Source organism: Gottfriedia sp. NPDC056225, from assembly GCF_042267765.1.
Lineage (GTDB): Bacteria > Bacillota > Bacilli > Bacillales > Bacillaceae_G > Gottfriedia.
In genome coordinates, this window is sequence record NZ_JBHJTJ010000033.1 from 14,841 (window position 1) to 36,258 (window position 21,418).

21 protein-coding genes and 2 tRNA genes are annotated in these 21,418 nt (G+C 34.7%); all 23 read left to right on the forward strand.

Translation table 11 applies throughout. The annotated features are described in order from the left end of the window. The first annotated feature begins 115 nt into the window (after positions 1–115). Positions 116–994, forward strand: coding sequence for a sporulation peptidase YabG (gene yabG, locus ACFCYN_RS18250; protein WP_375950843.1), 879 nt, complete (start codon positions 116–118; stop codon positions 992–994). Positions 995–1,201: 207 nt separating this feature from the next. Next, positions 1,202–1,471: a biofilm formation stimulator Veg gene (veg, locus tag ACFCYN_RS18255; protein ID WP_069033953.1), complete on the forward strand. Its 270-nt coding sequence runs from the start codon at positions 1,202–1,204 to the stop codon at positions 1,469–1,471. Between the two features lie 97 nt (positions 1,472–1,568). Then, positions 1,569–1,748: a small, acid-soluble spore protein, alpha/beta type gene (locus ACFCYN_RS18260; protein ID WP_098117897.1), complete on the forward strand. Its 180-nt coding sequence runs from the start codon at positions 1,569–1,571 to the stop codon at positions 1,746–1,748. A gap of 179 nt (positions 1,749–1,927) precedes the next feature. Further along, complete coding sequence (gene ispE, locus ACFCYN_RS18265; protein WP_098171388.1) at positions 1,928–2,797, forward strand: 4-(cytidine 5'-diphospho)-2-C-methyl-D-erythritol kinase; 870 nt, start codon at positions 1,928–1,930, stop codon at positions 2,795–2,797. Between the two features lie 53 nt (positions 2,798–2,850). Beyond that, complete coding sequence (gene purR / locus ACFCYN_RS18270) at positions 2,851–3,693, forward strand: pur operon repressor (protein WP_172446596.1); 843 nt, start codon at positions 2,851–2,853, stop codon at positions 3,691–3,693. 51 nt (positions 3,694–3,744) lie between these two features. Continuing rightward, complete coding sequence (locus ACFCYN_RS18275) at positions 3,745–4,116, forward strand: RidA family protein (protein ID WP_098117900.1); 372 nt, start codon at positions 3,745–3,747, stop codon at positions 4,114–4,116. Positions 4,117–4,376: 260 nt separating this feature from the next. Next, a complete protein-coding gene (gene spoVG, locus ACFCYN_RS18280) occupies positions 4,377–4,667 on the forward strand; it encodes a septation regulator SpoVG (protein ID WP_056474486.1) in 291 nt (96 codons plus the stop codon). 141 nt (positions 4,668–4,808) lie between these two features. Further along, a complete protein-coding gene (gene glmU / locus ACFCYN_RS18285) occupies positions 4,809–6,167 on the forward strand; it encodes a bifunctional UDP-N-acetylglucosamine diphosphorylase/glucosamine-1-phosphate N-acetyltransferase GlmU (protein WP_172446597.1) in 1,359 nt (452 codons plus the stop codon). A gap of 47 nt (positions 6,168–6,214) precedes the next feature. Next, on the forward strand, positions 6,215–7,168 hold the full coding sequence (locus ACFCYN_RS18290; protein ID WP_172446598.1) for a ribose-phosphate diphosphokinase: 954 nt from the start codon (positions 6,215–6,217) through the stop codon (positions 7,166–7,168). 102 nt (positions 7,169–7,270) lie between these two features. Continuing rightward, the gene (pth, locus tag ACFCYN_RS18295; protein ID WP_375950847.1) at positions 7,271–7,834 is read left to right on the forward strand and encodes an aminoacyl-tRNA hydrolase; all 564 of its coding nucleotides are present in this window, start codon (positions 7,271–7,273) and stop codon (positions 7,832–7,834) included. Between the two features lie 88 nt (positions 7,835–7,922). Then, positions 7,923–8,156 (forward strand): anti-sigma-F factor Fin, encoded by a 234-nt coding sequence (locus ACFCYN_RS18300; RefSeq protein ID WP_172446599.1) that lies wholly within the window; start codon positions 7,923–7,925, stop codon positions 8,154–8,156. A gap of 221 nt (positions 8,157–8,377) precedes the next feature. Next, on the forward strand, positions 8,378–11,908 hold the full coding sequence (gene mfd / locus ACFCYN_RS18305; protein WP_375950850.1) for a transcription-repair coupling factor: 3,531 nt from the start codon (positions 8,378–8,380) through the stop codon (positions 11,906–11,908). A gap of 261 nt (positions 11,909–12,169) precedes the next feature. After that, entirely contained in the window at positions 12,170–12,706 is a 537-nt protein-coding gene (gene spoVT, locus ACFCYN_RS18310; protein WP_375950851.1) for a stage V sporulation protein T, read from the forward strand. A gap of 205 nt (positions 12,707–12,911) precedes the next feature. After that, complete coding sequence (locus tag ACFCYN_RS18315) at positions 12,912–14,501, forward strand: putative polysaccharide biosynthesis protein (protein ID WP_375950853.1); 1,590 nt, start codon at positions 12,912–12,914, stop codon at positions 14,499–14,501. Between the two features lie 18 nt (positions 14,502–14,519). Then, entirely contained in the window at positions 14,520–15,974 is a 1,455-nt protein-coding gene (yabN, locus tag ACFCYN_RS18320) for a bifunctional methyltransferase/pyrophosphohydrolase YabN (RefSeq protein WP_375950855.1), read from the forward strand. A gap of 26 nt (positions 15,975–16,000) precedes the next feature. After that, a complete protein-coding gene (locus tag ACFCYN_RS18325) occupies positions 16,001–16,270 on the forward strand; it encodes an RNA-binding S4 domain-containing protein (RefSeq protein ID WP_088067097.1) in 270 nt (89 codons plus the stop codon). Positions 16,271–16,360: 90 nt separating this feature from the next. After that, positions 16,361–16,666, forward strand: coding sequence for a sporulation protein YabP (gene yabP, locus ACFCYN_RS18330; protein WP_098171395.1), 306 nt, complete (start codon positions 16,361–16,363; stop codon positions 16,664–16,666). Next, positions 16,663–17,274: a spore cortex biosynthesis protein YabQ gene (gene yabQ, locus ACFCYN_RS18335; protein WP_375950857.1), complete on the forward strand. Its 612-nt coding sequence runs from the start codon at positions 16,663–16,665 to the stop codon at positions 17,272–17,274. Before yabP ends, yabQ begins: the two co-directional genes overlap by 4 nt. Beyond that, positions 17,275–17,652, forward strand: a complete 378-nt coding sequence (locus tag ACFCYN_RS18340; RefSeq protein ID WP_375950859.1) for an FtsB family cell division protein — start codon at positions 17,275–17,277, stop codon at positions 17,650–17,652. A gap of 84 nt (positions 17,653–17,736) precedes the next feature. Further along, positions 17,737–18,207, forward strand: a complete 471-nt coding sequence (locus ACFCYN_RS18345) for a S1 domain-containing RNA-binding protein (protein ID WP_098117912.1) — start codon at positions 17,737–17,739, stop codon at positions 18,205–18,207. Between the two features lie 154 nt (positions 18,208–18,361). Next, positions 18,362–18,438 (forward strand) — tRNA-Met (locus tag ACFCYN_RS18350). 11 nt (positions 18,439–18,449) lie between these two features. Next, a tRNA-Glu gene (locus ACFCYN_RS18355) sits at positions 18,450–18,521 on the forward strand. A 416-nt stretch (positions 18,522–18,937) separates the two neighbouring features. Beyond that, positions 18,938–21,412, forward strand: a complete 2,475-nt coding sequence (gene spoIIE, locus ACFCYN_RS18360) for a stage II sporulation protein E (protein ID WP_172446606.1) — start codon at positions 18,938–18,940, stop codon at positions 21,410–21,412. The last annotated feature ends 6 nt before the right edge of the window (positions 21,413–21,418 follow it).

The window sequence follows — 21,418 nt, forward strand, 5'->3', positions numbered from 1 at the left end:
TAAATTCGTTTCGTTTGATAAAGCTTCTTTTCACCCTTTTTTTTGTCCATACATAATCTAAAAAAAGAAAGCTAACTCGTGGTGTGTATTTAAGCAATTTTGGAGGGGAAGGCATGTGAATATTAATATAGGAGATATTGTAGAACGAGCATCTTATAAATATGACTTAGTTTTTCGAGTAGTAGAGGTAAAACAAATCGGAGATGAAGTCACTGCTATTTTATATGGTGACGATTTTCGTTTAATAGCTGATGCGCCTTTATCCGACCTGCGAGTAATTATTGAATCAGAATATCGAGAAAAAGGCAAAAGATCATCTGTTCAAATTGAAGAAAACTATAAATTGTTTAAGAAAGAAAATCAAGAACAAAAAGAGAAAAGACGGTTTCAAGCAACTAATGGATTTCGAACAGATGTAAATCTTTTTCAAATTCCAGGTCGGGTTCTTCACATTGATGGAGATCCAGTTTACTTAAAAAAATGTCTTGAAATGTATAATAAGATGGGCGTTCCAGTTGAAGGGATCTATTGTAAGGAAACAGAATTACCGACGAAAATCGGTCATTATATAGATCATTATCGTCCTGATATTTTAGTTATTACTGGTCATGACGCATATACAAAGGCAAAAGGTGTTGTGACTGATTTAGAAGCATACCGACATTCAAGATATTTTGTTGATGCTGTAAAAGAAGCAAGAAAAAAAGTACCTTCCTTAGATCAGCTTGTTATTTTTGCTGGTGCGTGCCAATCGCATTTTGAAGCGATTATACGTGCTGGAGCAAACTTTGCAAGCTCACCAACTAGGGTCAATATACACGCTTTAGATCCAGTTTATGTAGTCGGAAAAATAAGCTTTACATCCTTTATGGATAGGGTAAATGTTTACGAAGTGGTACGTAATACAATTACGGGTGAAAAAGGTCTAGGAGGAGTAGAAACAAAAGGAATACTAAGAACTGGGCTTCCGTTTCAATCAATGGATGAGGAATAGAAAAGAGATTTTCTACATGAACGAAATGAATTGTTTCGTTTGTAGAAAATCTTTTTTTATTATGATACATAAATTTCGATTTTCTACAAATAATAGACGGGTATTGTAAAAAAACGTTGACAGGTATCCTATATCGTTGGTATAATTTTATCTTTTTTGACTTAGTTTACATAAGATGGTATACTTGTCATAGTGAGGTGGTATGAAATGGCAAAAAAATTATCTGAAATAAAGGATACTTTAGATAGTCATGTTGGACAACGACTTACATTGAAGGCAAACAGCGGGCGCAGAAAGACTGTAGAACGTTCCGGTGTATTAGCAGAAACATATCCATCCATATTCGTAGTACAATTAGATCAAGAAGAGAACGCATTTGAACGCTTATCTTTTAGTTATGCAGATATTTTAACAGAAACAGTTGAATTGTTTTTCTGTGATGACCATACAAGTGGACTGATGGCGAATGGACAGTAGAATTATCTACTGTCCCTTTTCTTTATATTAGTATTCATAAAATTAAAAAATTTACACATACTAAAAATGTCGAAGTAGTAAAAGGGGGTTGCTTTATTTGGGTAGAAGAAGAAGTATGATGTCACAGAGCTTTAAAGAGGAACTTGCAAAAGATCTAGGTTTCTATGACGTTGTTCAAAAAGAAGGCTGGGGAGGCATTCGAGCGAAGGATGCCGGCAACATGGTTAAAAGAGCAATCGAATTAGCTGAGTTACAATTATCTAATAAGCAACAATAACAATCTTCACTTCGACAAATAAATTTATCTTCACAAAAACCGAAGCAAAATGCTTCGGTTTTTGTGAATTATCATAAAGAAATTCTAATATATTGGTCACTTTCAATGGGGTACATTTTTCTTATGAGGTAATTATGATACAATAGCAAAAAAGTAAGTGTTCATAAGAAGGTGAGAATATGAAATTAATGGTGAAGGCTCCTGCGAAAATTAATCTTTCATTAGACGTTGTTGGAAAGAGAGGCGACGGTTATCATGATGTAAAAATGATCATGACAACAATTGATTTAGCAGATCGAATTGAGTTAGAGCTTATTCAAGAAGATAAGATTGTTGTTACATCACATAATCGTTATGTGCCAGATGATCAACGCAATTTAGCATATCAAGCTGCAATGCTTTTGAAGGAAATGTTCGGAGTTAAATTAGGAGCGCATATTTTTATTACAAAAAATATACCTGTTGCTGCCGGTTTAGCAGGTGGTAGTTCAGATGCGGCTGCAGTGTTGAGAGGGCTAAATAAGCTTTGGAATTTAAATTGTACTTTAGATGAATTAGCAGTGATAGGGTCTAAAATTGGATCAGACGTATCATTTTGTGTGTACGGTGGAACAGCTATTGCGACAGGTCGTGGAGAAAAAATCGAACATATCGATACACCACCGCCTTGTTGGGTAATTTTAGCGAAACCAACGCAAGGAGTGTCAACTGCAACTGTTTACCAAAAGCTTAAATTGGATAATGTTCAACATCCTGATGTAGACCGTATGGTCAGTGCCATTTCAAATAAAAATTATGATGATATATGCATGTCCTTAGGGAATGTATTAGAAACGGTTACACTGCATTTACATCCAGAAGTTGCAATGCTTAAGGACCAAATGAAACGTTTTGGTGCTGACGCTGTTTTAATGAGCGGAAGTGGTCCTACAGTATTTGGATTAGTTCGACATGATTCTAGAATGAATCGTGTTTATAACGGATTAAAAGGTTTCTGCGATCAAGTATACGCTGTTCGGATGTTAGGTGAAAGGGAAAAACTTGATTAAAAACGAATATTATTATAAAATTTTTATAAAACATTCGTGATTTGAGGTGCTGCATGAAAATTAGAAGAAGCTCTCGTCTTGTAGGTATGACACACTATTTGTTGCATCATCCACAACAGTTAGTATCATTAACATTTTTTGCTGAATTATATGCTTCTGCTAAATCATCAGTTAGTGAGGATTTAGGAATCATTAAACAGACATTTGAACAGCAAGGAATTGGAACTCTGATGACTGTACCAGGAGCGGCTGGTGGTGTAAAGTATATTCCTAGTATTAGTAATCAAGAAGTAAACACATTGATTGAAGAGCTTTGTGATTTACTTCAAAAGCCAGACCGAGTATTACCTGGTGGATATTTATATATGACAGATATTTTAAGTAATCCTAACTATGTTAATAGTGTAGGTCGTATGTTTGCATCAATATTCGGTAATCAAAAAGTTGATATCGTAATGACAATTGCAACAAAAGGGATTCCGTTAGCATATGCAGTTGCAAACTTTTTAAATGTACCAGTTGTAATTGTTCGTCAGGATAATAAAGTTACAGAAGGATCGACTGTGAGTATTAACTATGTTTCTGGTTCTTCAAAGCGTATACAGACAATGTCATTGGCTAAAAGAAGCATCGAGGCCGGTTCAAATGTATTAATTATCGATGATTTTATGAAAGCCGGTGGTACGATTACTGGTATGAAAAACTTGCTTAAGGAATTCCAGGCAAATGTGGCAGGAATTGGTGTATTAGTTGAGGCAGTAAATATTGAAGAAAGATTAGTTGAAGATTATATTTCGCTTGTAAAATTATCTGAGGTGAATGAAAGAGAACAACTTATAAGAGTTGAACGAGGCAATTACCAAGAAGAATCATTTATTAAAACTGAAAGCTTATAATCATAATATAGATAAGCTATTTTGTCATAATAAAGAAGGGGAAGATACATAATGCAATTAATTCATACGAATAATGCACCAAAAGCAATTGGACCATATTCTCAAGCAATAATCGCTAATGGCTTACTGTACACTTCTGGACAAATCCCATTAACTGCAGACGGGAATCTCGTTGAAGGTGGAATTGAGGAACAAACTAAACAAGTGTTTGCGAACCTTAAAGCCGTTCTAGAAGAAGCAGGTACAGATTTATCTAAAGTTATTAAAACAACAGTCTTTTTGAAGGATTTAACTACTTTCGTTGATTTTAACGCTATTTATGAAGAATATTTCAACGGACATAAACCTGCAAGAAGCTGCGTTGAAGTTGCAAGATTGCCTAAAGATGTACTAGTGGAAATTGAGTGCATCGCAGTTATTTAAAGAATATCCGACTAAGTTAGTAGTTGGAATGAAAATTAACTATATATACTTATAAAAAAAACCTGAAAATATTTCAGGTTTTTTTTATTTTCATTAAAAACTAATTAAAAAATTCCGATAAATTAGTTGAGGCCTTAAATTTAGTAAACATTTTTAAAAATTAAATAATTTACATAAAAAATTTTCCAAAAAGAAGGAAATTATTGATAATTGTTGAAACTTACTAATTATGGTTTAAGTTGAAAAAGGTGGTGAACAAGATGGAAGTGACAGACGTAAGACTACGCCGCGTAAACACGGAGGGTCGTATGAGAGCTATTGCATCAATTACTTTAGATCATGAATTTGTCGTTCATGATATTCGTGTAATCGATGGTAACAACGGATTATTTGTAGCAATGCCAAGTAAACGTACTCCGGATGGAGAGTTCCGTGATATCGCTCATCCGATTAACTCTTCAACTCGTAGCAAAATACAAGACTCTGTATTAGCTGAATATCACCGTGTAGGTGAGCTGGAAGAAGACTTTGAAGAAGCAGGTGCTTCTTAAAAATATGACCAAAAAGAACCCATTAATGTATAATGGGTTCTTTTTTTATGGTATAATAAAATGGATGTATTTTGTAAAAAAATAAAAAAATTAGCAAATTGACCTAACAGGTATTGGTATTTAGATTGATGGAGGATGACTATGTCAAATAAATATGCGATTGTTCTAGCTGCAGGAAAAGGTACTAGAATGAAATCAAAATTATATAAAGTACTTCACCCTGTCTGTGGAAAACCTATGGTTCAGCATGTTGTAGACCACGTAAAATCAGTTGGTGTACAAAATATTGTAACTGTTGTAGGTCACGGAGCAGAATTAGTTAAAACACAATTAGGTGACGATAGCGAATATGCTCTTCAGGCTGAGCAATTAGGTACTGCACATGCTGTAATTCAAGCAGCGCCAACTTTAAAAGATAAAGAAGGAACCACTTTAGTAATCTGTGGTGACACACCATTAATCTCCCCAGAAACAATTGAAGCTTTATTTGCTGAACATGATCGATTACAGGCAAAAGCTACCATTTTAACAGCTCATATTGAGGATTCAACTGGTTATGGTAGAATAATTAGGGGCGAAAATGGATCTGTATTAAAAATTGTTGAGCATAAGGATGCAAATCTGGAAGAGCTTGCAGTGAAAGAAATTAATACAGGTACATATTGTTTTGATAATAAGGCATTATTTGATGCACTAAGCGAAGTGAATAATGATAATTCTCAAGGTGAGTACTATTTACCGGATGTTATTGAGATACTAAAAGCAAAAGGTGAAATCGTAGCTGCATATAAAACAGCGAACTTTGATGAAACATTAGGTGTAAATGATCGATATGCTTTATCGATTGCGGAATCATTAATGCAAAAAAATATAAATAAAAAGCATATGTTGAATGGAGTAACGATTATCGATTCATCAAGCACATACATTTCAGCAGATGCAATTATTGGTTCGGATACTATTATTTACCCTGGTACAATGATCTATGGGAATAGTATAATAGGGTCTGATAGTACAATTGGCCCGAATACAGAAATTATCGATAGTGTAATTGGTAATGATACTATCATTAAGCAATCGGTTGTACATGAGAGTAAGATTGGTCATTCAACATCAGTTGGGCCTTTTGCTCATATTCGCCCTGCGTCAACATTAGGTGATGAAGTTCGAATTGGTAATTTTGTTGAGACTAAGAAAGTTACTTTTGGTAATAGAAGTAAAGCTTCTCACTTAAGCTATATTGGTGATGCGGAAGTAGGTCAAGATGTTAATCTTGGTTGTGGCTCAATCACTGTAAATTACGACGGTAAAAACAAGTTTAAAACAACGATTGAGGACAATGTTTTTGTTGGTTGTAATTCAAACTTAATTGCACCTGTAACTGTGAAAAAAGGTTCATACATTGCAGCTGGTTCAACAATTACTGATGAAGTTCCAGAAGACTCACTGGCAATTGCGAGAGCAAGGCAAGTGACAAAAGAAGGTTACTATAAAAATTAATTATAGATAAATAAAAAGAAAAGAAAAAAGCGGAGGGTACACGAAACATGCCTAATCATTATCCAGACAAGCATTTAAAAGTATTTACTCTAAACTCAAATCCTAAATTGGCGGAAGAAATTGCAAAGCATATTGGTGTAGAGCTTGGTAAATGTTCGGTTTCTCGTTTTAGCGATGGAGAAGTGCAAATTAACATTGAGGAAAGTATTCGTGGTTGTGATGTATTTATCATTCAATCAACAAGTTTCCCAGTAAACGAAAGTATTATGGAATTGTTAATCATGATTGATGCTTTAAAACGTGCATCAGCGAAAACAATTAACATCGTAATTCCTTACTACGGTTATGCTCGTCAAGATCGTAAAGCTCGTTCACGTGAGCCAATTACATCTAAGTTAGTTGCAAATCTTCTTGAGACTGCTGGTTCTACTCGAGTGATTACACTTGATTTACATGCGCCACAAATTCAAGGATTCTTTGATATTCCAATTGATCATTTATTAGGTGTACCTATCCTTTCTGATTATTTTAGAAAAAAACAGCTTGAAGATATTGTCATTGTTTCTCCTGACCATGGTGGAGTAACAAGAGCTCGTAAAATGGCAGATCGACTTAAAGCTCCAATTGCTATCATTGATAAGCGTCGTCCAAAACCAAATGTTGCTGAAGTTATGAACATCATCGGTAATATTGAAGGTAAAACAGCTATTCTAATTGATGATATTATTGATACAGCGGGTACAATTACACTTGCTGCTAATGCATTAGTAGAGCACGGTGCAAAAGAAGTATATGCATGTTGTACACACCCTGTATTGTCTGGACCGGCAATTGATCGTATCGAAAACTCTTGTATTAAAGAATTAGTTGTAACAAATTCAATTTGTCTTACTGATGATAAAAGAACTGAGAAACTTGTTGAATTATCAGTTGCAGGCTTGTTAGGTGAAGCGATTATTCGTGTTTATGAAGAGCAATCAGTAAGTACATTATTTGATTAATAGTAAAATTTACATCTTTGCTTTAAAACTTATAAGAGGACGTAACCCGATGTGGTTACGTCTTTTCGCAATATAACCAGAGATTAAGAATGGAGGAATATAATGAAGTTGTTTGTAGGATTAGGCAATCCGGGTAGAGAATATGAAAGAACGCGACATAATATAGGTTTCATTGCGATCGATGAATTGGCTCACCGTTGGGGTATTTCATTAAACCAACAAAAATTTAATGGTATTTATTCTTCTGGGATTGTAAATGGTGAAAAAGTCTTTTTGTTAAAACCTTTAACATACATGAATTTATCAGGTGAAAGTGTAAGGCCGTTCATGGATTATTTTAATATTGATATCGAAGACCTTGTTGTACTTTATGATGAAATGGATATTCCAACTGGTAAGCTACGTTTGCGCACTAAAGGAAGTGCTGGTGGTCATAATGGGATCAAGTCCTTAATTCAGCATTTAGGAACACAAGAATTCCAACGTATTCGCATCGGAGTAGACCGCCCTTCTAATGGGATGAGCGTTGTAAATCATGTGCTCTCAAACTTTTTTGAAGAGGAAATTGCTGAAGTAGTTGATGGTGTAAAAAAATCAGCGGATGCATGTGAATACTTTTTAAATCATTCTTTTGTAGACGTGATGAATCAATATAATAAAAAATAAAAAACAGGAATTTACGCCTTCATATTGAATAAGTATAGTTAGTACAAACCATACTGTATATATGAATTTTTGTAGTATGGAGGCAGTAATGGAATTATTAGAATGTCAGTGTCGATATTGCAGCAAATGCATGGGTAGTATTGAAAAGGATCAACTTTTACAAGTGTCATCTTCTTATTGTCATTCATTTGACGAGGAGCTAAGTGATTTTGTAAATTTTATTCAATCTCCTAATCAAGTAATTTATATCGTGTGTGAGGATTGCGAAATGACCCTATCAGAGTTTCCGCATTACCATGAATATAAAAATTTTATAAACTAAAGTGCCTTTGGTTAATAACTGAGGCGTTTTTCTGTTTTTTCTAGGCTCACTGTTAAGGTGTTTTGATCAAAACGTAAAACAAAACATTTGTGAAATGTGATTTAAGTAATCTTTATTTTTTACACTTTTCATCTACAGGCCTAATTTTAAAAAAACTATAAATATAAACTTCAACTAAGGGTATTGTTTACTTAGATTGACTGTTAGGGGAGATTGACTTCGTGATTGGTTTGATTGAACAATTTAACCATTATAAAGATATTAAAAAGATAATACAGGGCCTTAAAAGCGGGTTGAAAGAACAGTTGGTTACAAACTTAACTGGGTCTGCAAAAACATTGCTAGCGGGTGCTATTTTTAAAGAAACTGGACAAACACAGTTAATCGTAACGAATAATCTTCTTCAAGCTCAGAAGGTAGCGGAAGATTTGAGAGCGGCTGTAGGTGAAGAAAAGGTATTCCTATATCCTGCAAATGAATTAATTGCATCAGAGATTGCGGTATCCAGTCCAGAGCTCAGATCACAAAGACTAATCGCATTAAACAGTTTGATGTCAGAAAAACCAGCGATTGTAGTTACACCAGTCTCTGGATTAATCGGATATTTACCATCTCCTGAATTATGGGCTATCAATCAAATTAATTTTGAAATCGGCGAAGAAATCGATTTACCGAATTTGATATCAAAATTTGTCCAAATGGGCTATGAGCGTGTTGGTATGGTAGAAAGTAAGGGAGAATTTAGTGTGCGTGGTGGAATTCTTGATATTTATCCACTTACATATGAAGACCCTATTCGTATAGAGCTCTTTGATACAGAAATCGATTCAATTCGTTCGTTTTCTCCAGATTCTCAAAGATCGATTACAAAATTTGAAATTGTGCATATTGGTCCGGCGACAGAAAGAATTATCTCTAAGACTGATTTACAATTAGGTGTTCAACGTATAGAGCAAGCTTTTAAAACAACTCTATCAAAAGTAAAAGATCAACAATTAAAAGAATCTTTAGCTGAAAAGGTAACCTATGATCTTGAACAGTTAAAACAAGGGCAGTTAATTGATCAAATATATAAATATTTTGGCCTAATCTATGAAAACCAATTTAGTTTACTAGATTATGTTCCAAAAGAAGCTATTGTTGTAATCGATGAGATTTCCAGGGTTCATGAAATTGTTGAACAGCTTAAAAAAGATGAAGCAGAGTGGTATACATCTTTATTGGCAGAAGGAAATGCTTTACAGGGCGTAACGTTTTCGCATGATTTTTTCGAATTATTACAATCAAGAAAGCGCCAACAAATTCATACGAGTCTTTTTCCAAGAAGAGTTCCTCATACGCATCCTGAACAGGTGGTGTCGGTACAATGTAAATCGATGCAAGAGTTTCATGGACAAATGGGTCTATTAAAAAATGAACTAGATCGTTGGAAGAAAAATAAATACACAATCGTTATGCTTGGTGAAAGTGATGAAAGAACAAACAAAATTGAAAATATATTAGCAGATTACAAAATAGAAGGTAAAATTATCTCTTCTATTGAGCAAATCAAAAATGGTGAAGTATACATCATGAAGGGTGATCTTCGTTCTGGATTTGAACTTCCGTTAGAGAAATTTGTTCTCATTACGGAGCGAGAGCTATTTACTAAAAAAGCTAAGAAGAAAAAGAGAATTAATACAAAGTTATCAAATGCAGAACGAATAAAAAATTACTCAGAATTAAAAGTCGGAGATTATGTCGTTCATGTTAATCATGGTATTGGTAAATTTTTAGGAATTGAAACATTAGAGATTAATGGAATCCATAAAGATTATTTACATATTCGATATCATGGTGACGATAAATTATTCGTACCGATCGAACAAATTGACCAAGTACAAAAGTATGTGGGATCTGAAGGTAAGGAACCGAAGATTTATAAACTTGGCGGGACTGATTGGAAAAAGGTTAAGAAGAAAGTTGAGGGCTCAGTACAGGATATTGCTGATGATTTAATTAAGCTTTACGCAGAGCGTGAAGCATCAAAAGGTTATGCATTTTCTCCTGACGGGCTAGAGCAACAAGAATTCGAGTCTTCGTTTCCATACCAGGAAACTGACGATCAGCTTAGATCAATTCATGAAATTAAAAAGGATATGGAAAGAGAACGTCCAATGGATCGACTGCTTTGTGGAGACGTTGGATATGGAAAAACTGAAGTTGCTATTCGTGCTGCCTTTAAAGCAATTGTTGAAGGTAAGCAGGTGGCTATTTTAGTTCCTACTACAATTTTAGCACAACAGCATTTCGAAACATTGAGAGAAAGATTTCAGGATCACGCAATTAATATCGGCCTTTTAAATCGTTTTCGATCTCGTAAGCAGCAGCTTGAGACGATGAAGGGGTTAAAAGAGGGCTCTGTTGATATAGTAGTTGGAACTCATCGTTTATTATCAAAGGATATTATTTATAAAGATTTGGGCCTTTTAGTTATTGATGAAGAGCAACGATTTGGTGTATCTCATAAAGAAAAAATTAAACAGTTAAAAGCAAATATAGATGTTTTAACGCTAACTGCAACTCCGATTCCTCGTACATTGCATATGTCAATGTTAGGAGTAAGAGACTTGTCAGTTATTGAAACGCCTCCAGAAAATCGTTTTCCAGTTCAAACATATGTAGTCGAATATAACGCTGCATTAGTAAGGGAGGCGATTGAAAGGGAGCTTGCTCGTGATGGACAAATTTACTTCTTATACAATCGTGTAGAAGATATCGAACGTATGGCTGAGCAAATCTCAATGCTTGTACCAGATGCGAAGGTAGCCGTCGCACATGGTCGAATGAATGAAGGAGAACTGGAATCAGTTATGTATGCCTTCTTAGATGGGCAATATGATGTATTAGTCAGTACAACGATTATCGAAACAGGTGTGGACATTCCAAATGTTAATACATTGATTGTGTATGATGCGGACCGAATGGGTCTTTCAACACTTTATCAATTAAGAGGGCGTGTAGGACGCTCAAATCGTGTAGCTTATGCCTATTTCACCTATAAGCAGGATAAAGTATTAACTGAAGTTGCCGAGAAGCGTTTACAGGCAATTAAAGAGTTTACAGAACTAGGTTCCGGTTTCAAAATTGCTATGCGTGACTTGTCAATACGAGGTGCAGGGAATCTACTTGGTGCACAGCAACATGGATTTATTGATTCGGTTGGATTCGATTTATATTCTCAAATGTTAAAAGATGCAATCGAACAGCGTAGAGGAGTTAAGAAAGAAGATTTAATTTCAATCGAAATTGACATTGAAGTAGATGCTTATTTACCTGATACGTATATTCAAGATAGTAAGCAAAAAATAGAGATGTACAAGCAATTTAGAAGAATTGAAACGTTTGAAGAGTTAAATGACCTTCAAGATGAATTAATGGACCGCTTTGGGGATTTCCCGGTGGAAGTAGGCTACCTATGCCAAGTAGCTCATATTAAGCTTTTAGCCATTGCCGAAAAGATTGAACTGATCAAGCAAGTTAAGTCAGAAGTGAGTGTTTATTTCTCTGAAGTGGCAAGTACAAATATTGACGGTGGGAAGCTATTCCAATTATGTAATTCCTTTGGTAGAGGAATCGGCCTAGGAATGGATGGGTCGAAATTAAAAGTTACGCTAGACGTAAAAGGAAAGACTCCAGCGGAATGGCTAACTACACTGGAAGGTTTAATTAACGGATTAAAAAATGTAAAAAAAGAGAGCGTTAATGCTTAAAGGATAGAAAATACATTTGATTATGGTCTAATGAAATAAATCTAAATTTTTCTGTATTTTATCGTAAATTAAAATAAAAGTTACCAAAAAGTGCTTACAATACTATATTTTTAGTAAAGGTGTTAAAAAATCTCACTTATTTTGTATAGAACTTTCGTTGTGTAGGATACTATCATTAATTAAGGGTGACCTTACCTCATTGTCACTCGGGTATCTTTATCAACGTAGACATGCAAGTAAGTGAGGAGGCGCTTTACAAGTATGAAAGCAACAGGTATTGTCCGTCGAATTGACGATTTAGGTCGAGTAGTAATACCAAAGGAAATTAGGAGAACTTTACGGATTCGTGAAGGTGATCCATTAGAAATATTTGTTGACCGAGATGGAGAAGTTATTTTAAAGAAATATTCACCGATTAGCGAGTTAAGTGATTTCGCAAAGGAATACGCAGATGCACTATATGACACACTTGGACACACAGTCATTATAAGTGACCGTGATTCAGTTGTAGCAGTTGCAGGTGCTTCGAAGAAAGAATACTTAAACAAAAATATTGGTGATATTATCGAAAAAACGATGGCGGAGCGTAACTCAAAAGTTGTTGCTGAGCCAGGGGAAGCTTCATTTATCGAAAGTGTAATTGAAAAATATCAATCCTATGCAGTTGGAGCAATTATTGCTAGTGGGGACCCGATTGGGGCTGTAGTAATCTTTTCAAAAGATAAAACTATTTCTGAAGTTGAAAAGAAAGCAATCGACACTGCTACTAACTTCTTAGCTAGACAAATGGAGCAATAATCATACATTTAGTAAACAAAGACCAGTAAAGGTTAATTTATACCTCTACTGGTCTTTGTGTTTTTATTATTTTTTCGCTAAAAATAAAGGTTACTGTTACCAAAAATGGAAAAGAGTAGTTTTTTCTTTCAGCAACTCTTTACATACGACCTACTAATGTAATACATTAAAGGGTGAACCGTCTATCAAAGGAGTTGTAATCCTTTTGCAAAATGCTAAACAAAAAGCAGCCTTACAAGGCGCATTATTCATAACAATAGCATCATTATTATCAAAAGTATTGAGTGCATTTTATAAAATACCATATCAAAATATTGCGGGTGATTTAGGTTACTATATTTACCAACAGGTTTACCCTGTTTACGCAATTGCTTTAGCTTTTTCTACATACGGCTTTCCTTTAGTTTTATCGTCTTATGTGGCTGAAAGATTGGCGAAAAAAGATGATAAGGGAGCTAAAGATTTAGTTTATGCAACATTTATGATGTTGTTAGTCATTGGGATATTATGTTTTTTAACTTTATACATAGGCAGTAATAGTATAGCAAAGTTTATGCGGGATGATCATCTAGCGATGCTAATTCGTGTAGTCAGTGTTGGCTTTTTATTTGTTCCAATAACTTCAGCGTTTCGTGGATATTACCAAGGTTTAGGAGATATGGGACCTACATCAGTCAGCCAGGTAATTGAACAGTTTATTCGAGTAATCACGATTTTAGTACTGTCACTTTATTTAATGGAAACGACTGATAATCTTTATATTGTAGGTGCGGGTGCTGTTTCAGGTTCAATACTAGGTAGTATAGCAGCGATACTTTACTTCTTTTATTGGGTTTCTTTTCGCGGCTCCGGTTTAACAATCCCATCATTTGGTTTAATTAAAACCTATCGTTTAGAATTAAAAACGATTTTATATCAAGGGATATTACTCAGTTTAAGTAGCTTAGTACTTGTATTTATTCAGTTTATCGATTCAATCTCTTTTTACCCTTTATTAGTACAATATGGGTATCATGTTGAAGGTGCTAAACTTGTGAAAGGTATTTATGACCGTGGATTTCCTTTAATTCAATTAGGTTCTGTCATTGCTTCATCCTTTTCGCTTGCCTTAATTCCTTATTTATCTAGTGAATTAGTTCGTAAAGAACATAATTCTATAAATAATCGTATTTCAGGTGCTATTAGGGTGAGTATTGTAGTAGGAGCTGCTGCAACAATCGGCCTAATTTCAATTATCCATCCGACAAATATTATGCTTTACCGAAATGATTTAGGAACAGATGTCCTAACGGTGTTATGTGCATCGATTTTCTTTGCGGGGGTATCCATTACGACATCTTCAATAGCACAAGGGTTAGGCAAAAGTTTAATTCCTGCTTTAAATGTGTTAGCAGGTGGTTGTGTGAAATTTGTTGGTAATGTTATTTTAATGGAGCAAATAGGATCAAAAGGGGCAGCCTATTCAACGGTGATTGCTCTAATTATTGTTACGATATTGAATTTAGCTTATATTTATAAATTGTCGAAAACGACATTTTTTGGCTTTAAGTTTATTGCGAAATTACTAGTTGCCCTAGCAGTTATGTATGGTTGTGTATATGGATATGAGCATGTTTTTGAAAAGTATGCAATGTTTATTAATCCACTTCGATTAAGAATGTTAGTGGAGGCATTATCATCAGCGGTTGTAGGAGCAATTGCGTTTGGAATTGTTTTAATTAAAATTAAGTTATTTACAGTAGAAGAGCTAAGCTCATTAGTGAAAAGTGAAAAATTACTAAAGTGGCTCTCTTAAAAGAACAGGAGGAGGAAAATGAACAAGATTACAGTTTTAGGTTTAGGAGCAGGAGACCTTAATCAGCTTCCATTTGGAATTTATAAAGTGTTACAAAAAACTGACAATCTTTATTTACGTACAAAAGACCACCCTGTTATAAGCGAATTAGAAAAAGAAGGTCTAACTTTTCAATCATTTGACGAAATATATGAAAAACATGACCGTTTTGAAGAAGTCTATCAAGAAATTGTACAAGCGTTAGTGAAAGCTTCTGAAGTGGAATCCATTACATACGCTGTACCAGGACATCCTCTTGTAGCGGAAAAGACAGTTCAGCTATTAATCGAACTTGCGAATAAGGGCACTATCCAGCTAGATATTAAAGGTGGACAGAGCTTTTTAGATGCGATGTTTACTAGCTTGAAAATTGATCCAATCGAAGGATTCCAGTTTGTGGATGCAACAGATTTAGAGCAAGAGCAAATTACATTTAGGCAGCATTTGATCATATGCCAAGTTTACGACCAAATGACTGCTTCACATACGAAATTAAAATTAATGGAGCAGCTTCCTGATGATTATGATGTAGTAATTGTGACAGCAGCGGGTAGTGCAGATGAGCAAATAAGTAGAGTGCCTTTATATGAGTTGGACCGCAATACGTCTATCAATAATTTAACAAGTGTGTATGTACCGCCTGTTAAAAATGAAGAGGATCTATATCACCAATTTGAGACTCTTCGCTCTGTTATTGCTACTTTAAGAGGCCCTGATGGTTGTCCATGGGATCAGAAGCAAACACATGTATCATTAAAGAAATACCTATTAGAAGAGGCGTATGAGCTGATTGAAGCAATCGACGAAGAGGATGACGATCATATTATTGAAGAACTTGGTGATGTATTACTTCAAGTGATGCTACACGCTCAAATAGGTGAGGATGAAGGTTATTTCTCAATTCAAGATGTTATTCAAGGGTTAGTAAGTAAGCTGATTTATCGTCACCCTCATGTCTTTTCAACTGTTCATGTTAATAACGAAGAGGAAGTATTAAAAAATTGGCAGGAATTAAAGCAAGCTGAAAAGGGCCATGTAGTTGAATCTGTTCTTTCAGGAATTCCAAAGGAACTTTCTGGATTATTAAAAGCAGAAAAACTTCAAAGTAAAGCGGCAAAAGTGGGATTTGATTGGAAAGAATTACCTCCAGTAGTGGATAAAGTTAGAGAAGAACTAACTGAAGTTCTTGATGCAATTGAATCAAAAGAACAGTCTAAAATTGAAGCAGAACTAGGTGATTTATTATTTAGTATTGTTAATTTAGCTCGTTTTATTGATGTAAACCCTGAAGAAGCAATCTTAAAAACGAATATGAAATTTACTAAACGTTTTCAATATATTGAATCAAGACTTAATGAAATTAATAAAACCTTTTCAGACGTATCTCTAGAAGAAATGGATGAGATATGGAATGAAGCTAAGAAATTCGAATGATCAATGAGAATTAAGGAGAATAAATTATGAGACTTGATAAATTTTTAAAAGTATCGAGAATTATTAAGCGTCGAACACTTGCTAAAGAAGTGGCTGATCAAGGAAGAATAACAATAAATGGAGCGGTAGCAAAAGCATCTACAGAAGTAAAAGTAAATGATGAATTAAAAATTCGCTTCGGACAGAAAATTGTGACGGCAAAGATCAATCTACTTAAAGAAACTGTACGAAAAGAAGAAGCAGATGCAATGTATACAATCATAAGCGAGGAAAAACTGTCAGATAGCTTGTTCTAAAAAAGTTGTCCCTTCATATACTTTTACAAATAACACTGTATTAAGAACTTGTTATAAAGAGATACAGTTTATGTAAATGGAGGGACTAGTATGAATAATCCGTATGACTTAAATGCGAAAAATACAAGCCAAATAATCGAGCAGGATTTGTCCTTAAAAAGTAGAAGGTATCTTGAAATTACTGGAGTTAAGCAGGTAGAGAGCTTTGATAGTGAAGAATTCCTTTTAGAAACAGCTTTAGGCTTTTTGCATATTAAAGGTCATAATTTACAAATGAAAAACCTCGATGTAGAAAAAGGTCATGTAGCAATAAAGGGAAAAATTAATGAACTTTGTTATATTGACGAGTACAACTCAGGGAAAGCTAAAGGGATCTTTAGCAAGCTATTTAAATGAGCTTAAACGTTCAGTTCTACTCAATGATAGCGATGGTCGGTATGGGTGCTTATCTTGGTATGGCACTAGATACATACCATCGTTTTTTATATCGAGGTACTCGTAATCGACTGATTGTGTTCGCTACCGATATTTTATTTTGGGTATTTCAGGCTCTACTAGTGTTTTATGTTTTATACTTAGTTAACGAAGGTGCACTAAGGTTTTATCTCCTGTTAGCTCTACTATGCGGTTATGCAGCATACCAAAGTCTACTGCGAACTATTTATAAAAAAGTTTTAGAATTTAGTATTCAGCTAGTTATTAGAATCTACCGCATTATAGTAAAATTAATCATAATATTTATTTTTAAACCTATAAAGGGTATTATTCAGCTAATAATTGTGATACTTTTGTTTATTTATGGTCTCCTTATTCGACTGATCCGATTACTTTACAACGTTGTCTTATCTATTCTTTTGTTTTTCGGCAGAGTATGTTGGTTTTTTGTGCCAAAACGAGTCAAAAACTATTTAATACAATTTAAAGGAGTTTTCGGAAAATTCAAGAATATCTTCCTTACTACTATTAAAAAAGTAAAAGATTTTTTAGATAGGAGGAAGAGATAGGTGGAACATGCGAGACAGTTGGACCTAAGTAGACAAGTTCAGGATAAACAAAATATTACTTTAGTTGAAGAACAGGGGATTAAACCTAAGAGAAGAAGTTTTAAAAAGTTTTTAATACGTATGTCATTATTTTGTTTTTTAACAGTGCCCGTATACTTTTTATTACAATCTCACTACGTAGCGCAGCAGCACGTCTATTCTTCTAAAGTAAAGCAATTAAAACTAGCAAAGGTTGATTTAAAGAAAACAAAAGTTACGGTAGAAGATTCAAAACGCATGATTGACCAATTGAACGATGATCAATATATTATTGAGCTTGCTAGGAAAAACTTATTTTTTTCTAAAAAAGGAGAAATAATTTTCCCAAATATTAAGTAATTATCGTTTCATTGACACTTGTTTTTATAATTTTATATAATATAGTAAATCCAGTTAAACATTTTAAGGAGGAGCATTTTTTTTATGTCAATTGAGGTAGGCAGCAAAGTTAGTGGGAAAGTTACAGGTATTACAAATTTTGGTGCTTTTGTAGAGCTACCAGAAGGAGTAACTGGACTTGTTCACATTAGTGAAGTAGCTGACAACTATGTTAAAGATATTAACGAACATTTAAAAGTTGGCGATGAAGTCGAAGTAAAAGTAATCAATGTTGAGAAAGACGGTAAAATCGGCCTTTCAATTAAAAAAGCAAAAGAACGTCCACCGGTTAAAGAGGGAGAACGTGAGCAAAGACCTCGCACTAGCAGACCTTCATATGGAGGAAACAATGGTGGAAATCGTGGTAGAAGCCAAAACCGTTCAGATCAACGTCCAGTCAAAGAAACATTTGATCAAAAAATGAGTAAATTTTTAAAAGACAGTGAAGATCGTCTAGCTTCTTTAAAACGCAACACAGAATCTAAGCGTGGTGGCCGCGGAGCTCGTCGAGGTTAATTTACTACCTTGTTTGGACATAAATGCTTATATAGAACACGCACTCTTAATGAGTGCGTTTTTTGTATGAAAAAAACTATAAAATAAAATATAAAAAAACTGTTGACGGTCAATTTGTACCATGGTAAGATAAATCTTGTCGTTTAAAGATAATGGCGGTGTAGCTCAGCTGGCTAGAGCGTACGGTTCATACCCGTGAGGTCGTGGGTTCGACTCCCTCCGCCGCTACCATTCCCTTTGACGGCCCGTTGGTCAAGCGGTTAAGACACCGCCCTTTCACGGCGGTAACACGGGTTCGAGTCCCGTACGGGTCATCATCAAAAACGCCTGGTCTCTTTAAAAGAGGCTAGGCGTTTTTTTCTTTTCAATCCCACTTAACTTCTAAAAATGAATCTCAAATCAATTAAGCTTTCCAAATCTAAACTATTTAAATCTATTGCCACTCTTAACCTGATTTTTAATCATGACCTTACTAGCTCTTAAAAACTGCCACTTTCGCTCTTAAACCTTTCTATCCCACATTTCGATTGACATAAAATTTAATAATTGCGTTTCTTTTACCCTATTAGAGAAATTATGCTGCTAGCTTTTCTCATATTTTGTAAAACAGTTGTACGTAAAAGCTTTTTCCGTCGAAGAAAACTTTTTTTTACCTTTGTCATTTTGACATATTCCTTCAAATGGACAAGTTAAAATATGTTCAATAAACCAAATCGGATGAGGTGGAAATATGACGAAACTGGAAAGAGGATCTTCAAATTCTTCAGCTAGCTTGGTCCCTACTAACGGGTTTCAATCAGTTTTTCGGCAATCTTCTAAATCAATCAAGACTAAACTAGAAAAAGCATTTTTTGATTGGGGTCTTCTAATCTTTTTGACGGGATTTTTATTAGGGAGAGCGTTGATCTTATCGCATATTCTTCCGTTTGTCTTACCATTTTTTGCTTCTGTTTATATGATGAAAAGAGAACGGACTGGAGTAGCGTTTGTCGCTCTTATGATTGGTTCACTAACGGTGTCGATTGAAACCGTTAGTTATGCTTTTGCCACTGTTATCTTATTTTTTATCCTCAATATATTCTTTGCTAGAGTTAAACGACATTATATAGGTCTAGTACCTTTTCAAGTATTTTTATCAGTATTCATTAGTCACTTATTAATCGCTTATGCTTTCCAACAAGAAGTTCTAATGTATGATGTTTTAATGGCTTCTGTAGAAGCAGGATTAAGTTTTATCCTAACAATGATTTTTTTCCAAAGTGTACCTTTACTAGCGATTCCTAAGAGAAAACAGCTTTTAGGTGTTGAAGAAATCGTGTGTTTAGTTATTCTTTTAGCTTCAGTTGTGACGGGGACAACTGACTGGTATATTCAAGATTTATCAATTCAGCATATCGTTACTAGATATATTGTTTTACTATTCGCCTTCGTAGCGGGAGGAACGGTAGGGTGTACAGTAGGAGTTGTAACGGGCCTAATATTAAGTCTAGCGAGTGTTTCGAGCTTATACCAAATGAGCTTATTAGCATTCTCTGGATTGCTAGGAGGCTTATTAAAAGAAGGCAAGAGATTAGGTGCAGCGGCTGGACTATTAATTGGGACGTGCTTAATAAGTTTCTATGCAGAAAAGCAGTCTGATATTATCTTTTCAATTATTGAATCTGTCATTGCGATTGTATTATTCTTACTAACGCCATCTTTCCTATTAAAGCAATTAGCTAAACTAGTCCCGGGAACAGAGGAGCATTCTACAGATCAGCAGCAATATTTGCGTAAAATCAGAGATTTGACTGCTAATCGTATTACACAATTCTCAAATGTGTTTGAAGCATTGTCTGCGAGCTTTTCACAGCCTAGTCAATTTGCACAAATTGAAGACGAATTGACTGATGAAGAACTATTTATTTGTAGCATTTCCAATAAATGCTGTAGTAGTTGTATGAAAAAAGATCATTGCTGGTCTAATAATGGAGACCGAACATATCAATACATGGAGAATATGATGCATTTAGTAGAAAAGGATCAGCTTATTAAGAACGGTCAGTTTATGAGAGAATGGGAAAAATATTGCCAGCGTTCTTCTAAAATGGCGGATTTAATGAAGCAAGAGGTTTTCTATTTCCGTGCAAACCAAAGACTAAAAAAACAAGTTCAGGAGAGCAGAAGATTAGTAGCAGAGCAATTGCGTGGGGTATCGAAAGTAATGGTTGATTTTGCAAAAGAGATTCAACGAGAAAAAGAGAATCATCAATTGCAAGAGGATCAAATTCTACAGGCTTTATTAAACTTTGGTATTGATGTTAGCCAAGTTGAAATCTATAACCTAGAACAAGGAAACATTGATATTGATATTTTAATTCCTTTTGAAAATGAATATGGAGAGTGTCAAAAGTTAATTGCGCCAATACTATCTGATATTTTAAAGGAGACAATTGTCGTTTTAAAAGAAGAATCGGCAACAATTCCAAACGGAGGGAATTACTTAGTTACATTTGGTTCCGATAAGGCATTTGTTATTGAGACCGGAGTAGCGACAGCAGCTAAAGGTGGCGGATTTATATCTGGTGATGCTTTTAAAATAATGGATGTAGGAGCAGGAAAACAAGCCATTGCAATTAGTGATGGAATGGGTAATGGTGAACGCGCTCATATTGAAAGTAATGAGACACTAAAACTACTTCAAAAGATATTAAATTCAGGCATAGAGGAAACAGTCGCAATTAAATCGATTAATTCGATTCTTTCCTTACGTACTACTGAAGAGGTATTTGCTACGCTAGATTTGGCAATGGTAGATTTACATGATGCCTCAGCGAAATTCTTAAAAATTGGCTCTTCTCCAAGTTTTGTTAAACGAGGAAAGCAAGTTATAAAAATAGAAGGCAGTAATTTACCAATCGGCATCATTGATGAATTTGACGTAGAAGTTGTAAGTGAACAACTTAAAGCCGGTGATTTATTGATTATGATGAGTGATGGAATTTTTGAAGGTCCTAGACACGTCGAAAACTATGAAATGTGGATGAAACGTAAAATTAGTGAATTTGAAACGGATGATCCGCAAGCAGTAGCAGAATTATTACTTGAAGAAGTAATTCGAACAAATACAGGCGATATTAATGATGATATGACAGTCGTAGTTGCTGTTGTAAAACGAAATATGCCTGAGTGGTCATCAATCGCATCATATAGTGCGATGGCTTAGTAAAAT